At 69.6% G+C, this 13,005-nt stretch carries 16 protein-coding genes; 9 read left to right on the plus strand and 7 right to left on the minus strand.

Going from position 1 to position 13,005, the window contains the following annotated elements; all coding sequences use genetic code 11:
• Window positions 1–13 precede the first annotated feature (13 nt).
• The 3 genes from ACFQSB_RS16840 to ACFQSB_RS16850 all read right to left on the minus strand — a co-directional run bounded on the left by ACFQSB_RS16840 (window position 14) and on the right by ACFQSB_RS16850 (window position 1,768).
• Window positions 14–556 carry a DinB family protein gene (locus ACFQSB_RS16840; RefSeq protein WP_380827475.1) on the minus strand — a complete coding sequence of 181 codons (543 nt, stop codon included), beginning with the start codon at window positions 554–556 and terminating at the stop codon, window positions 14–16.
• Window positions 557–617: 61 nt separating this feature from the next.
• Window positions 618–1,220 carry an ArsR/SmtB family transcription factor gene (locus tag ACFQSB_RS16845; protein WP_380827476.1) on the minus strand — a complete coding sequence of 201 codons (603 nt, stop codon included), beginning with the start codon at window positions 1,218–1,220 and terminating at the stop codon, window positions 618–620.
• Window positions 1,221–1,366: 146 nt separating this feature from the next.
• On the minus strand, window positions 1,367–1,768 hold the full coding sequence (locus tag ACFQSB_RS16850) for a hypothetical protein (protein ID WP_380827477.1): 402 nt from the start codon (window positions 1,766–1,768) through the stop codon (window positions 1,367–1,369).
• Between the two features lie 489 nt (window positions 1,769–2,257).
• Here ACFQSB_RS16850 and lpdA point away from each other — a divergent pair, with 489 nt between their 5' ends.
• The 4 genes from lpdA to ACFQSB_RS16870 all read left to right on the plus strand — a co-directional run bounded on the left by lpdA (window position 2,258) and on the right by ACFQSB_RS16870 (window position 5,068).
• Window positions 2,258–3,658, plus strand: coding sequence for a dihydrolipoyl dehydrogenase (gene lpdA, locus ACFQSB_RS16855; RefSeq protein WP_354843962.1), 1,401 nt, complete (start codon window positions 2,258–2,260; stop codon window positions 3,656–3,658).
• A 105-nt stretch (window positions 3,659–3,763) separates the two neighbouring features.
• Entirely contained in the window at window positions 3,764–4,273 is a 510-nt protein-coding gene (locus ACFQSB_RS16860; RefSeq protein ID WP_354924632.1) for an RICIN domain-containing protein, read from the plus strand.
• A gap of 10 nt (window positions 4,274–4,283) precedes the next feature.
• Window positions 4,284–4,787 (plus strand): RICIN domain-containing protein, encoded by a 504-nt coding sequence (locus ACFQSB_RS16865; RefSeq protein ID WP_380827480.1) that lies wholly within the window; start codon window positions 4,284–4,286, stop codon window positions 4,785–4,787.
• Window positions 4,788–4,864: 77 nt separating this feature from the next.
• Window positions 4,865–5,068 carry a DUF6203 family protein gene (locus ACFQSB_RS16870; RefSeq protein WP_380827482.1) on the plus strand — a complete coding sequence of 68 codons (204 nt, stop codon included), beginning with the start codon at window positions 4,865–4,867 and terminating at the stop codon, window positions 5,066–5,068.
• A 19-nt stretch (window positions 5,069–5,087) separates the two neighbouring features.
• On the opposite strand, the gene ACFQSB_RS16875 is transcribed toward ACFQSB_RS16870, so the two are convergent.
• Together ACFQSB_RS16875 and ACFQSB_RS16880 are read right to left on the minus strand one after the other, a co-directional pair.
• On the minus strand, window positions 5,088–6,371 hold the full coding sequence (locus ACFQSB_RS16875) for an AI-2E family transporter (RefSeq protein WP_380827483.1): 1,284 nt from the start codon (window positions 6,369–6,371) through the stop codon (window positions 5,088–5,090).
• A 155-nt stretch (window positions 6,372–6,526) separates the two neighbouring features.
• Window positions 6,527–6,997, minus strand: coding sequence for a hypothetical protein (locus ACFQSB_RS16880; RefSeq protein WP_354843977.1), 471 nt, complete (start codon window positions 6,995–6,997; stop codon window positions 6,527–6,529).
• Between the two features lie 190 nt (window positions 6,998–7,187).
• Between ACFQSB_RS16880 and ACFQSB_RS16885 the strand changes: the two genes are divergently transcribed.
• Both ACFQSB_RS16885 and ACFQSB_RS16890 read left to right on the plus strand, forming a co-directional pair.
• Complete coding sequence (locus tag ACFQSB_RS16885; RefSeq protein WP_354843980.1) at window positions 7,188–7,721, plus strand: peptidylprolyl isomerase; 534 nt, start codon at window positions 7,188–7,190, stop codon at window positions 7,719–7,721.
• Between the two features lie 263 nt (window positions 7,722–7,984).
• Window positions 7,985–8,860 carry a rhomboid family intramembrane serine protease gene (locus tag ACFQSB_RS16890; RefSeq protein ID WP_380827485.1) on the plus strand — a complete coding sequence of 292 codons (876 nt, stop codon included), beginning with the start codon at window positions 7,985–7,987 and terminating at the stop codon, window positions 8,858–8,860.
• 126 nt (window positions 8,861–8,986) lie between these two features.
• Here the strand turns inward: ACFQSB_RS16890 and ACFQSB_RS16895 are convergent, their stop codons facing one another.
• Complete coding sequence (locus ACFQSB_RS16895; protein WP_354843986.1) at window positions 8,987–9,232, minus strand: cell division protein CrgA; 246 nt, start codon at window positions 9,230–9,232, stop codon at window positions 8,987–8,989.
• 252 nt (window positions 9,233–9,484) lie between these two features.
• Between ACFQSB_RS16895 and ACFQSB_RS16900 the strand changes: the two genes are divergently transcribed.
• From ACFQSB_RS16900 to ACFQSB_RS16910, 3 genes are read left to right on the plus strand one after another with little or no spacing between them, the layout of a single operon-like run.
• On the plus strand, window positions 9,485–10,099 hold the full coding sequence (locus tag ACFQSB_RS16900) for a class E sortase (RefSeq protein WP_380827757.1): 615 nt from the start codon (window positions 9,485–9,487) through the stop codon (window positions 10,097–10,099).
• A 56-nt stretch (window positions 10,100–10,155) separates the two neighbouring features.
• Window positions 10,156–10,314, plus strand: a complete 159-nt coding sequence (locus ACFQSB_RS16905; RefSeq protein ID WP_354843988.1) for a hypothetical protein — start codon at window positions 10,156–10,158, stop codon at window positions 10,312–10,314.
• On the plus strand, window positions 10,311–10,883 hold the full coding sequence (locus ACFQSB_RS16910) for an anthranilate synthase component II (protein WP_380827487.1): 573 nt from the start codon (window positions 10,311–10,313) through the stop codon (window positions 10,881–10,883). Before ACFQSB_RS16905 ends, ACFQSB_RS16910 begins: the two co-directional genes overlap by 4 nt.
• Before the next feature lie 241 nt (window positions 10,884–11,124).
• Here the strand turns inward: ACFQSB_RS16910 and pknB are convergent, their stop codons facing one another.
• A complete protein-coding gene (pknB, locus tag ACFQSB_RS16915; protein WP_380827488.1) occupies window positions 11,125–12,993 on the minus strand; it encodes a Stk1 family PASTA domain-containing Ser/Thr kinase in 1,869 nt (622 codons plus the stop codon).
• Window positions 12,994–13,005 lie beyond the last annotated feature (12 nt).

Here is a 13,005-nt window from a genome sequence, read left to right on the forward strand (position 1 = left end):
GGCCCGAAGCGGCCTAGAAGCCCGTGGCTCCGTCGATGCGCTCGCGGAGCAGGTCGGCGTGGCCGTTGTGCCGGGCGTACTCGGCGATCGTGCTGACGAGGATGCGGCGCAGCGAGACGGGCTCGCCGGTCGAGCGGCGTGTGCCGGTCGCCTCCAGGGAGGCCGCCTCGACGATGCGGCGGGAGTGGGCGCACTCGGCGCGCCAGACCTCCAGCGCCTCGGCGGGATCGCCGTCGAGGGAGCCGAAATCCTGGTCGGGATCGTCGTCGGAGTAGTAGAGCATCGGGACGTCCTCGCCGGCGAACTGCAGGCGGAACCACCAGCGCTCGACCGCGGCGAGATGGCGGATCAGACCGTGCAGGCTCATCGCGGACGGCGGGACGCTCCTGTCGGACAGCCGCTCGGCCGGGAGCCCGGAGCACTTGAGCTCGAAGGTGTGGCGATGCCAGTCGAGATAGGAGGTGAGGATCTCGCGCTCGTCGCCCACCAGGGGAGGGTCTGCGCGGGAGCCGTCGTCCCAGGACGGCGAGAAGTTCTCGGCGGGGATCTGAGTCATGGCTCCGCAGCATGCCAGGCGGGGCCGACAGTCTCGGCCCCGCCCGCCGCGCTCAGGACCCTCAGGACTCCGCCGTGCCGGTGTCGGGCCGGGTGCTCGGATGGACGGCCACGATGACCCGGTGGTCGCGCCCGCCCGCGGCCCCCTCGTCGTGGTACTTGCCCACCAGCGTGGTGACCGCCTCGGCCAGCTCGCGGGCGAACGCGGCGCGGTCGGCGGCCGAGGAGAAGCGGATCTCGCCGTCGATGGCGAAGGTGGCGACCTTCTGGCGCGCCTTGGCCGCCCCGGTGATCAGCTGCCCGACGTCGCGCACCAGCCGGGAGGCCACCGCCAGCAGCCACCGCGCCGACATCTGGTCGGGCGAGCGCGCCGGGTCGGGGGCGACGGCGGCCAGCGCCACCGGCGAGATCACATAGGACGCCGCGGTGGCGCGCATGACCCGCTCGGTCACGTTGCCCTTGCGCCGCTCTTCCACCAGCTCGACCAGCCCGTACCGCTCAAGGGTCTTGAGGTGGTAGTTCACCTTCTGCCGCGGCAGGCCGACCTTGGCCGCCAGCGTGGTGGCCGACCCGGGGACGGCCAGCTCGGCCAGCAGACGGGCGCGCACCGGATCGAGCGAGACCTCGGCCGCCGCCGGGTCCTCGATGACCGCTACATCCAACATGACTACACGGTCTCAGCCGAAAGTATTAGTTGTCAAGACGCAGGAAGTTGTCGGGCCGATATCCGGGAAATGACCTGGACGTCACGCCCTTCCGGACCGTGGCCCGGCGGGGCCACGGTCCGCGGGACGAGCCGGTGGTCGCCGCGTCAGGAAACGTGGGGCTGCTGCGTCGAGGTGATCGTGGCCGGCATGGAGGTCGTGCTCGGGGTGGAGGTCGCCGTCGCGCTGACCGGCGTGCCGAGCTGGCTCGGGAAGACCAGGCGGATGTTGATGGACTGGGCCTGGCGGTTGACGTTGGCGCTGCGGCTGAGGCTGTGGTTCAGGTGGCGGGCCCAGTTGCGGGCCCAGCTGCGGGCGAAGCTCCGGTTCCAGTTGCGGTTGCGGTTACGGTGACGGGACCAGTCCCGGTAGTCTCCCCCGCCCCCCTTGGTGACGGTGGTCGCCGCGTTCGCGCCGGTGATCGTGGTCGCGGCCCCCAGGCCGAGCATGCCCCCGGTGAGCGCTGCGCAGATCGTCAGCGTGCTCACGAACTTCTTGGCGTTGGGCATTGCATATCCCCCTTGGACGACTTCGGGTGCTTGAAGGGTGCATTCAGCGGCATCGCGGTGAATGCTGTGGTGACTCAGTGAGTCTCGCTATCTGTCTGTTTTCCTCGGGCGACGTCGGACAAACGAATAACTGCCACTTTTGCGATGTGCTTAATCTCTTGTTGTGGTCTTCGGTTCCATATTTCCCGACTTCAGCGGACTTGCTCGTCTTGATCTTGCTATAACTCGGCACCCTCGGCGGCCCGTGCGCCCGCCGCTCGAACCGCTATTTCGGGGAACCTAGCCCTTAATCCTTATAAGGGCGTTTCCCGCTTAGTGTCCGTTGCGTACGGAAGAAGGATGCTTTCTTGCGCGGAAAGCCGCGACTGGTAATCGCGCGGAGAAGTGCCTGGATATCGGGACAAGGGCTGTCATGTCCGTCAGGCCGGATCTCTGGGCCCATGGACCCCGGTGCGGCAGCACGCGCCGGTACCACATATGGTCCGGTGCATGACTGCTCATTATGACGTCGTGGTGGTCGGAGCCGGCCCCGGTGGGTATGTCGCGGCCATCCGGGCCGCCCAGCTCGGCCTGAGCGCGGCCGTCGTCGAAGAACGCTACTGGGGCGGTGTCTGCCTCAACGTGGGCTGCATCCCCTCCAAGGCGCTGCTGCGCAACGCCGAGCTCGCCCACCTGTTCACCCAGGAGGCCAAGACCTTCGGCATCCACGTGGAAGGCAAGGTGACCTTCGACTACGGCGAGGCGTTCAAGCGCAGCCGCAAGGTCGCCGACGGACGCGTCAAGGGCGTCCACTTCCTGATGAAGAAGAACGGCATCACCGAGTACGACGGCCGGGGGACCTTCACCGACCCCCACACGCTGCAGGTGGCCCGTTCGGACGGCGGCGCCGAGACCGTGACGTTCGACCACTGCATCATCGCGACGGGCGCGACGACGCGGCTGCTCCCAGGCACCTCCGTCAGCGACCGGGTCGTCACCTACGAGGAGCAGATCCTCAGCGACGCCCTCCCCGAGAGCATCGTCATCGCGGGCGCCGGCGCCATCGGCGTCGAGTTCGCCTACGTCCTGCGCAACTACGGGGTCAAGGTGACGATCGTCGAGTTCCTCGACCGCATCGTGCCCCTGGAGGACGAGGAGGTCTCGGCCGAGCTGGCGCGCAGGTACAAGCGGCTCGGCATCGAGGTGCTCACCTCCACCCGGGTGGAGGACATCGACGAGTCCGGCGAGAAGGTCAAGGTCACGGTGTCGAGCGGCGGCGAGCGGCGCACGCTCGAGGCCGACAAGGTGATGCAGGCCATCGGCTTCCAGCCGCGCGTCGAGGGCTACGGGCTGGAGAACACCGGCGTGCGCCTCACCGAGCGCGGCGCCATCGACATCGACGGGCTCTGCCGCACGAGCGTGCCGCACATCTTCGCCATCGGGGACGTCACCGCCAAGCTCATGCTGGCGCACGCGGCCGAATCCATGGGCATCGTCGCCGCCGAGACCATCGCCGAGGCCGAGACGATGGAGCTCGACTACGTCATGATCCCGCGCGCCACCTACTGCCAGCCGCAGATCGCCAGCTTCGGGTTCACCGAGGCCCAGGCGCGCGAGAAGGGCTTCGAGGTCAAGGTGGCGAAGTTCCCCTTCACCGCCAACGGCAAGGCGCACGGGCTCGGGGACGCCGTGGGGTTCGTCAAGATCCTCAGTGACGCCCGGTACGGAGAGCTGCTCGGCGCGCACCTGATCGGCCCCGAGGTCACCGAGCTGCTGCCGGAGCTGACCCTGGCCCAGCAGTGGGACCTCACCGTCAACGAGGTGGCGCGCAACGTGCACGCCCACCCGACGCTCGGCGAGGCGGTGAAGGAGGCGATCCACGGGCTGGCGGGCCACATGATCAACATGTGATTCCCCGGGACGCGCCGACGTGTCAACCGCACCGGTGTCATCACTTGGCGTGTAGCTTCGACTACCGAGAGTAGCGACGCGTACACGTGAAAGGGATCGGACATCATGCGGGGGAAGTTCATCAGAGCGGCTCGGACGTTCGCGGTCGCCTCCGGTTGCGCGGCGGTCCTCGCCGCCGCGACGGGCGCCTCGCCCGCCGTGGGCGCGGCCGCGGCGCCCGGCCCCATCCGCAACCACGCCAACTGGCGATGCCTGGACGCCGACCTGAACACCATCGGCCCCAACGGCACCAAGGTGCAGCTGTGGAACTGCAACGGCTGGAACAACCAGAAGTGGACCTACGACGTGCGGACGCACACGATCCGCAGCCAGTACAACGGCCGCTGCCTGGACGCCGACCTCAACACCATCGGCGGCAACGGCACCAAGGTCCAGCTCTGGGACTGCAACGGCTGGAGCAACCAGAAGTGGATCTACGACGCCATCAGCCACACCATCTACAGCATGTACAACGGGCGGTGCCTGGACGCCGACCTGAACGGCATCGGCGGCAACGGCACCAAGGTCCAGCTCTGGGACTGCAACGGCTGGGCCAACCAGAAGTGGACCATCTGAGGGGCCTGAGATGCGACGCCACCTTCTCGCAGCGATAAGGACGCTCCTCGTCGCGGCGGGCTGCCTCGCCGCCACCGCCACCGCCGCCTCGGCGACCGCCGGCGGCGGCGCCGGGAGCGGCCCCATCCACAACCGCGCCGACGGCCGCTGCCTGGACGCCGACCTCGGCCGCATCGGCAGCAACGGCACCCGCATCCAGCTGTGGAGCTGCAACGGCTGGGCGAACCAGACCTGGAGCTACGACCCGGCCACGCACACCATCAGGAACCTGGTCAACGGCCGCTGCCTGGACGCCGACCGCGGCAACCTCGTCAGGAACGGCACCCGGGTGCAACTGTGGGACTGCAACGGCGGCGCCAACCAGCAGTGGCTGTACGACCGGCACAGCCACGCCATCTACAGCCTGGCCGGCGGGCGATGCCTGGACGCCGACCTCAAGGGCGTCGGAAGCAACGGCGCCCGCGTCCACCTGTGGGACTGCAACCGCTGGAGCAACCAGAAGTGGAGGCTGTGACCGCGCGGGCCCCGCACCAGCATGTTCACCGGTCCGGAGGGTAGAGGCAGGCGCAACGACCGGACCGAGGAGAACGCATGAAGAAACTGCTGAAACTCGTGGTGACCCGCTGGCTGGCCCGCACGCCGTTCGGGCTCGTCGTCCTCGGCGTCGGATGGTGGCTGATGCGCAAGCGCCGCGGCGACCAGCCCGGCGAGCGTCGCGACGCGCTGCGCGAGCCCGGCCGCTCGTCCCGCAACCCGTACGCCGGGCGGCGTCCCGTGGCGGGCGGCCGCCGGTAAGGGGCACGGGCTCCCGCGGTCACACCCGTTCCTGGCGAGGGAAGACCACTTCTCTCACCAGGAGCAGGACCGCGGCCGCCAGCGGGATGCCGAGCAGCGCGCCGACGATGCCGAGCAGCGCCCCGCCGAGCAGCGCGCCGATGATCGTGGCGACCGGCGGCACCGCGACCGACGACTTGAACACCGGCGGCGAGATCACGTAGTTCTCGATCTGCTGGTACACGATGAAGAAGATCACACACGCGATGCCGACCTGCACCGAGGTCAGGAATCCGACGCCGGAGGCCACCACGGCCCCGGCCACCGCCCCGACCATGGGGATGAGGTCGGTCACGGCCACGAAGATGGCCAGGGCCAGCGCGTAGGGCACCTTGAGCACCGACAGGAAGACGAAGGTCACCCCGCCGGCGATCAGGGAGATGATCAGATTGCCGGCGACGTAGCCGCCGATCTGCCTGAGGATCTCGTCGCCGAGCAGCCGCACGCGCGTCCGCCGGGAACGCGGGACCAGCCGGTACCCGGTCTCCTTGATCGAGTGCAGCGAGCCGAGGAAGTAGAGCGTCAGCACCAGCACCGTCAGCCCGCTGAACAGCGCGCTGATCACGACGCTCGCCACGCCGAGCAGGCCGCCGAACATCTGGCTTGCCAGACCGCCGCTGGTCACGTACTGCTGCAGCTTCTCCAGCACCTGGTAGCGCTGGTCGACCGAGCGGATCACCGGGTGGTTCTGCAGTTGCTGGACGTACTCCGGCAGGTGCTGGATGAAGCCGGTGGTCTGGTCGGTGAGCGGGGGCACGATCGCCAGCCCGAAGGCCACGAAGAACGCGATGACCCCGCCGAACACGATCGTGATCGCCAGGCGGCGCGACAGGTTGCGGCGCTGGAGCGCCTCCACGGCCGGGTTGAGCCCGATCGCCAGGAACAGCGAGACGATGATCAGCACGATGGCGGACCCGGCGGAGGCGATGGACTGCACGAGCAGCCAGGCGGTGAGCACGCCCAGGGCGGCGGTCAGGCCGAACATGAACGGGTTGCTCCGCAACGGACGGCCGGGCCGGCCGAACGGCTGCTCGTACTCCTTGGGGTCGATCTTGCGGGGTTCTCCCGCGCCGTCGCCGGCCGGGTCGCCGGCCGTGCGGGACACCTCGGAGGAACCGGAGGGCGCCGCGGGGCGGGGGTCGCCGGCCACGCCCGCGTCCGTGGGTGCGGCGTCGGACGCGCCAGGGTTCTCGGCGCCTTCCGCGGGGAACGAGGGGAACACGCTGGAGATGTCTGCGCGCTCGGAGCTGCCAGTGTCGGACACGCGTCCTTGCTGCCCGGCGGAGGCGGGTTCAGTCCCGCTCCCTGCCTGATAAATGCCGGAATTTCGCGATCTGGACTATCGGCTGCGGCGCGTTACCGTCCCAGGACGGCAGGAAGCGCCCCCCGGATGCTCCGGAGGGCGCCTCGCCGCTCGGTTCAGTACATCTTGCGCGAGGTGTCGTCGGCCCTCATGCCGCCTTCCTCGGCGCCGCCCATGTCGTCCACCCTCTCGCCGGGCCACCTGCTGGCATCGGCTCCGGTGTCCTTCATGGTGTCGGCCCATTGGCGGCTGTTGTTGCGGTAGAGCACGATGCCCACCGCGCAGGCCGCCACGCCGGCCGCCAGGGCGAGCATCGACCAGCGGCTCCGCCGTTTGATCGACGGCGCCGGATCGACGCGCTCGGCGGCGCGGGCGAGGAACGCGCTGACCTTCGGCGCGATCTCGTCCTCGACCGAATGAGCCGCACGGTCGAGCATGGGCGCCGCCCAGACGCGGGCGTCCTCGATGCGGTGCGCGGCGACCTCGCGGGCGGTGTGCGCCATCGGACGGACCTGGTCGGCCGTCCGCATGGCCTGGGTCTTCATCCGATCCATCCGCGTGGCCGCCATCGGTATGACCATGCTCACACGGCGTCTTCTCAGTGTCAGGGACACGATAACCTCCCCTGTCCTCGGGGCCCCGCAGGCTCACCTTCCCGATCGAAAGCGGCTCAATCCTGACGCGGCATGGGAGGATGCGGGGTAGGCCATTGCGCCATAGTGGACGAAACAACGCAAATCCGACGGGTAATCCGACATATCGAAGGGGGCAGCCCCCGTGGCTGAGAATCTCATCGCAAAACTCCGCACCACTCTGGGTGACGTCAAGCTCCGTCTCTTCCCCGACCACGCGCCCAAGACCGTGCGCAACTTCGTGGAACTCGCCGAGGGCACCCGCGAGTGGACCCACCCCGAGACCGGGCAGAAGACCAACGACAGGCTGTACGACGGCACGATCTTCCACCGGGTCATCCAGGGCTTCATGATCCAGGGCGGCGACCCGCTCGGCCAGGGCATCGGCGGCCCCGGCTACGACTTCGACGACGAGATCCACCCCGACCTGCGCTTCGACCGGCCCTACCTGCTCGCCATGGCCAACGCCGGCAAGCGCTTCGGCCGGGGCACCAACGGCTCGCAGTTCTTCATCACCGTCGTCCCCACCCCGCACCTCAACGGCGCGCACACCATCTTCGGCGAGGTGATCGAGGGGCAGGACGTCGTGGACGCCATCGTCAAGACGCCGACCCGGCAGGACCGCCCGCTCACCGACGTCGTCATCCAGGAGGTCGTGATCGAGCGCGTCCAGTCCTGAGGCGGCCGCGCCCCGGCGGCCTCGGCCGCGAGGCCGCCAGGGGCACACCTCCACGGCCGCACCCTGATGCGGCGATCCATGGCCGCACTCGGATGCGGCGATCCATGGCCGCACTCGGATGCGGCGATCCATGGCCGCACTCGGATGCGGCGATCCATGGCCGCACTCGGATGCGGCGATCCATGGCACCACGCGCTCGCCGGCGTGCGTAGGGTGGCAGTCTGTGGATAGGCGCGCACAGGTGAAGGGGCCTCGAACAGGCGATGACCACTCAGCCAGACCACCCCAGTCCGTCCGACCGGCCGCAGGACCACTCCGAGCCCGGTCCCTCTGACGCGGTCCCCACCTGTTACCGGCACCCCGACCGCGAGACCTACGTGCGGTGCCAGCGGTGCGAGCGGCCCATCTGCCCCGACTGCATGCGCGAGGCGGCGGTCGGCCACCAGTGCGTCGAGTGCGTGCGCGAGGGCGGCCGCACGGTCCGCCGCGCCGAGGCGCCCTTCGGCGGCAGGCCGGTGACCACTCCGATCGTGACGTGGGCCCTGCTGGCGATCAACGTGCTCGCCTACCTGGGCGAGGTCGTCGCTCCGGCCCAGGTGCTCGGCCGCTTCGAGATGTCGTCCTACGACGTCGCCATGGGCGAGTGGTGGCGGCTGATCACCGGGGCCTTCCTGCACGCGCCCCCGCCGTCCTACTGGCACATCCTGTTCAACATGTGGGCCCTGTTCGTCATCGGCCCGCAGCTCGAGAGGATGCTCGGCTCGGTGCGCTTCGCGAGCGTCTACCTGCTCGCGGCGCTCGGCGGCTCGGTCGCCGTCTACCTGTTCGGCTCGGCGGCCGTCGGCGCCTCCGGGGCGATCTACGGGCTGTTCGGCGCGATGTTCGTCGTCGCCCGGCGTCTGGGCTACGACGCCAGAGGCGTGATCTGGCTGATCGGGATCAACGTGGTGCTGACCTTCGTGATCCCGGGCATCAGCTGGCAGGGCCACCTCGGCGGCCTGGTCACCGGAACGCTGGTGACCGCGCTGTTCGCCTACGCGCCCTCGGGAAACCGCAAGGCCGTGCAGCTCGGCACGGTGCTGGTGGTGCTCGCGGCCTGCGTCGCCCTGGTGACGCTCATGCCCCCGCTCGGGGCCTGAGCGGGGGACGCTTCCCGGAGGAGCCCCGGGCTTGCTTCCCCAGGTTGTGGATAAAACCTGTGGAAAACGTCACTCGCCGTGCGCGTCCGGTCGTGACCGGTTCGGCCGCCGGCGAGTGGACACGCCTCAACGCCAGCGGGTGGACAGCACCACACCGAAGATGATCAGGACGAAACCGACGCCCAGGTTCCAGTTGCCCAGTGCGGCGATGCCGGGCGTGGTCGGGGCGATGTAGAAGACCGCGATCCACAGGATGCCGATGATCCAGGCGACGACCATCGTCGGCGCCAGCCAGCGGGGGCTCACCTTGACCTGCTGCGACTTCTGCGGCGGGGTGTAGACCGCCTTCTTGCGGGTGTTGGACTTGGGCACGGCAGCTCTCCTGGTGGGGCCCGCGCGGTGTCGCGGGCACTGGCAGCCAGCGTAATCGCTGGCCTGTGAAGACCGCAGTAAGCCTAGTCGGCGTAAGCGGCGAACGGCGATTCACGCGCAAAAAGTAAGTCAAGCGCCGATCGTCGCCGGGACGCCGCGAGGGGTCCTGCCTACGCTGGCTTGCGCAGGCGTGGTCCGCACGCCTCCTCCGCTACTCCGGATATGTCGTGATTATGCCTTCTGGCGGTGGATATGAGGACCCTGCTGCGCACCTGCGGCGAGCTCAGCGTGACCGCCGGGGTGGCCATGCTCCTCTTCTGCGCCTACCTGCTCTGGGGCACCGGCTCCTACACCGAGTGGTACCAGCACATCCTCAAGCAGCAGCTCCGGCAGACCGCCAAAGTGGCCAAGCTCGGCAAGATCCACCTCGGCGACGCCGTCGCGATGATCCGCATCCCCCGCCTCGGGCGCGACTACGAGTACGCCGTCCTGGAGGGCGTCGGCCAGGAGGACCTGCGCCGCGGGCCGGGACACTATCCGGGCACGGCCCGCCCCGGCAAGGTCGGCAACTTCGTGCTGTCCGGCCACCGCACGACCTACGCCGCCCCCTTCAACCGCATCGACGAGCTGCGCCGGGGCGACGCCATCGTCATCGACGCCCCCGAGGCCCGCTACACCTACCGCGTCTCCGGCAAGCAGGTCGTCACGCCGGACCAGGTGGACGTCATAGCGCCGGTGCCCGGCCGCCCGGGCGCGCGTCCCACCGAGGCCGTCATCACCCTCACGACCTGCCACCCCGAGTACTCCGCCCGGGAGCGGCTGGTCGTCTACGGCGTCCTGTCCGCCAAGCGTGACCGCCGCACCTGACGGCGGCGCCCTTGCCCGACACTCCCACCGGATCTTTCCAGGAAGCGAGGCGGCCGATGTACGGATGGCTCTGGCGGGTGATCCCCGGCGGCACCGGGGTCAAGCTGGCGACGATGCTCGTGCTGGCCGGTGCGGCGGGGGTCGTACTCTGGTATTTCGTGTTCCCTTCCCTGGAGCCGCACATGCCCGTCGACCGGGCGACCGTAGGCCGATGAGCCGCGTGCTCGTGGTGGACAATCACGACAGTTTCGTCCACACGATCGTGCAGTACCTCCGCGAGCTGGGCGCCGACTGCGACGTCCGGCCACGCGACCATGTGCGCCTCCAGGACGCCGAGGGCTTCGACGGCGTGCTCATCAGCCCCGGCCCCGGAACACCGGAGGCCGCCGGGGTGAGCGTGCCCCTGGTGGGCTTCTGCGCCGAGCGCGACCTCCCCCTGCTCGGCGTCTGCCTCGGCCATCAGGCCATCGCGGTCGCCTACGGGGCCGCCGTGGCCCGGGCCCCCGAGCTGATGCACGGCCGCACGAGCGAGATCGTCCACGACGGCGAGGGCGTGTTCGCCGGGCTGCCCTCGCCGGTCACCATGACCCGCTACCACTCGCTCGCCGTGGTCCCAGGCACCCTGCCCGAGACGCTGACCGTCACCGCCGCCACCGGCACCGGCGTCATCATGGGCGTGCGGCACGCCACCGCGCGGGTGGAAGGCGTGCAGTTCCACCCCGAGTCCGTCCTCTCCCGGCACGGGCACGAACTTCTCGGAAATTGGCTCGCCCAAATCGTGTAACGCCGGGCGGGTCTGAGACGACTACCGAATGAGGGTCTCCGCCGTCGCCCCCGAGCGGCGGAGACCCTCTTCTCATGTCCGGCCCCGCGCGCGCCCTCGCCGCCGGCCGCCTTCCCCGCCCCATCGGGCGGCCCCGCCATCTCCGGCAGCCCCTTCGCCTCTGTCGGTCGCGTTCGCGCACACGGGAAAGCCCCTCCCCGGCGCTGGGAAGGGGCTCACACCGCGCTGAGCGGACGGCGCGTCAGTTGCCGAAGTTGTCCGGCGGCGGGTCGCTGAACGGGTCGTCGGTGGGCTGCTCGTTCGGGTCGGTCGGCTGCTGGTTGGGGTCGGTCGGCTGGTCGGTGGGCTCGTCGGTCGGGAAGGTCTCCTCCGGCGGCCCCGAGGACACCACCAGCGTGATCGTCATGCCCGGGGTGAGCTTGGAGCCCGGCTTCGGGCTCATGCTGATGACGTTGCCCTGGGGGACGTCCGCGCTGGTCTGCTCGACGGTCCTGACCTTGAAGCCCGCGCCGCGCAGGGTGGCCGTGGCCTCCTTGGCGGTCTGGCCGGTCACATCCGGCACCTCGGTCTGCGCCTTGGGCACGTAGATCTTGACGATGCTTCCCTCGTCGACCTTCTCGCCCGCGGCCGGCTTGCTCTGGAAGACCTTCTGCTGCTCCTTGCCGGAGACGACGCTGACCACCTGCACGTTGAGATTGTTCTTCTTGAGCGTCTCAGTGGCCTCGTCCACCGTGGTTCCGACCACGTCCGGCACGACCGCCTGCTTGATGCCCTTGGAGACCTTCAGCTGGACGGTGGCGCCCTTGGCGGCCTTCTCGCCGGCCGCGGGCTCGGTGCCGATGACGGTGCCCTTGTCGACGTCGGAGCTGAACTCCTGGACGACCTCGACCTTCAGGCCCTGGTCTTCCAGCTTGGCTTTGGCGGCGTCCTCGGTCTGCCCCTTCACCAGCGGGATGGAGACCTCGCTCGCGGTCTGCTGCCCGCCGCCGTCGGAGCTCAGGAAGGCGTAGCCGATGCCGATGAAGGCGCCGATCACCAGCAGCGGGATGAGGATCCACGCGGCGGTCTTGAGCGCGGTGTTGCCGCCGGAGGCGGCCCGTCGGCGCTCGTACCGGCCGCCGCCGCCACCCGCCTGCGTCGGGGCGTACTCGTAGGGCGGCACCGCGTTCGTGCGCTGGGTGGCCGGCCCGCCCGGCGCCTGCAGCGTGCGGGTCTGCTGGCCGGTGTAGTTGTTGTTGCTGATCGCCATCGTGTGCGCGGCGTCGACCGGCATGCCGCTCAGGGCCCGCTGGATGTCGGCGCGCATCTCGGCGGCGCTCTGGTAGCGGTGCGCCGGGTCCTTGGCCATGGCCTTCAGGACGATGGCGTCGGCCCACTTGGGGATGTCGGGGTCGATCTGCGACGGCGGGATCGGGTCTTCGCGCACGTGCTGGTAGGCGATGGCCACGGGGGAGTCGCCGGTGAAGGGCGGCTGGCCGGTGAGCAGCTCGTACAGCACGCAACCGGTGGAGTAGATGTCGCTGCGGGCGTCCACGCGCTCACCGCGGGCCTGCTCGGGCGAGAGGTACTGGGCCGTGCCGATGACCTGCGCGGTCTGCGTCATGGTCGCGGCGGAGTCGGCCATCGCGCGGGCGATGCCGAAGTCCATCACCTTGACGTCGCCGGCGAGCGTGATCATGACGTTGGCCGGCTTGATGTCACGGTGGACGATGCCGCCGCGGTGGCTGTAGTCCAGCGCGCGCAGGATGCCGTCGACCAGCTCGGCCGCGCGCTCCGGCAGCAGGCGCCGGTCCGCCCGCAGCAGGTCGCGCAGGGTGCGCCCGTCGACGAACTCCATGACGATGTACGGCACGGGGGTGGCGTCCGTCATGTCCTCGCCGGTGTCGTACACCGCGACGACCGAGGGGTGGTTCAAAGACGCCGCGGACTGTGCCTCGCGGCGGAAACGGGCCTGGAAGGTGTGGTCCCTCGCCAGATCAGAACGGAGTGTCTTGATCGCGACAACCCGGTCCAGCCGGATGTCCCGGGCGCGATACACCTCGGCCATGCCGCCGCGCCCGACGACTCCGTCGAGCTCATAGCGACCACCGAGTAGCCGAGGCTGAGTCATTTCCTGCACAGT

The sequence above is a fragment of the Sphaerisporangium rhizosphaerae genome (assembly GCF_042665155.1).
GTDB lineage: Bacteria > Actinomycetota > Actinomycetes > Streptosporangiales > Streptosporangiaceae > Sphaerisporangium > Sphaerisporangium rhizosphaerae.

Coding starts and splice junctions, on each gene's coding strand:
- ACFQSB_RS16840 (WP_380827475.1), bottom strand. CDS start 556: ATGACTCAGATCCCCGCCGAGAACTTCTCGCCGTCCTGGGACGACGGC.
- ACFQSB_RS16845 (WP_380827476.1), bottom strand. CDS start 1,220: ATGTTGGATGTAGCGGTCATCGAGGACCCGGCGGCGGCCGAGGTCTCG.
- ACFQSB_RS16850 (WP_380827477.1), bottom strand. CDS start 1,768: ATGCCCAACGCCAAGAAGTTCGTGAGCACGCTGACGATCTGCGCAGCG.
- lpdA (WP_354843962.1), top strand. CDS start 2,258: ATGACTGCTCATTATGACGTCGTGGTGGTCGGAGCCGGCCCCGGTGGG.
- ACFQSB_RS16860 (WP_354924632.1), top strand. CDS start 3,764: ATGCGGGGGAAGTTCATCAGAGCGGCTCGGACGTTCGCGGTCGCCTCC.
- ACFQSB_RS16865 (WP_380827480.1), top strand. CDS start 4,284: ATGCGACGCCACCTTCTCGCAGCGATAAGGACGCTCCTCGTCGCGGCG.
- ACFQSB_RS16870 (WP_380827482.1), top strand. CDS start 4,865: ATGAAGAAACTGCTGAAACTCGTGGTGACCCGCTGGCTGGCCCGCACG.
- ACFQSB_RS16890 (WP_380827485.1), top strand. CDS start 7,985: ATGACCACTCAGCCAGACCACCCCAGTCCGTCCGACCGGCCGCAGGAC.
- ACFQSB_RS16900 (WP_380827757.1), top strand. CDS start 9,485: ATGAGGACCCTGCTGCGCACCTGCGGCGAGCTCAGCGTGACCGCCGGG.
- ACFQSB_RS16905 (WP_354843988.1), top strand. CDS start 10,156: ATGTACGGATGGCTCTGGCGGGTGATCCCCGGCGGCACCGGGGTCAAG.
- ACFQSB_RS16910 (WP_380827487.1), top strand. CDS start 10,311: ATGAGCCGCGTGCTCGTGGTGGACAATCACGACAGTTTCGTCCACACG.
- pknB (WP_380827488.1), bottom strand. CDS start 12,993: ATGACTCAGCCTCGGCTACTCGGTGGTCGCTATGAGCTCGACGGAGTC.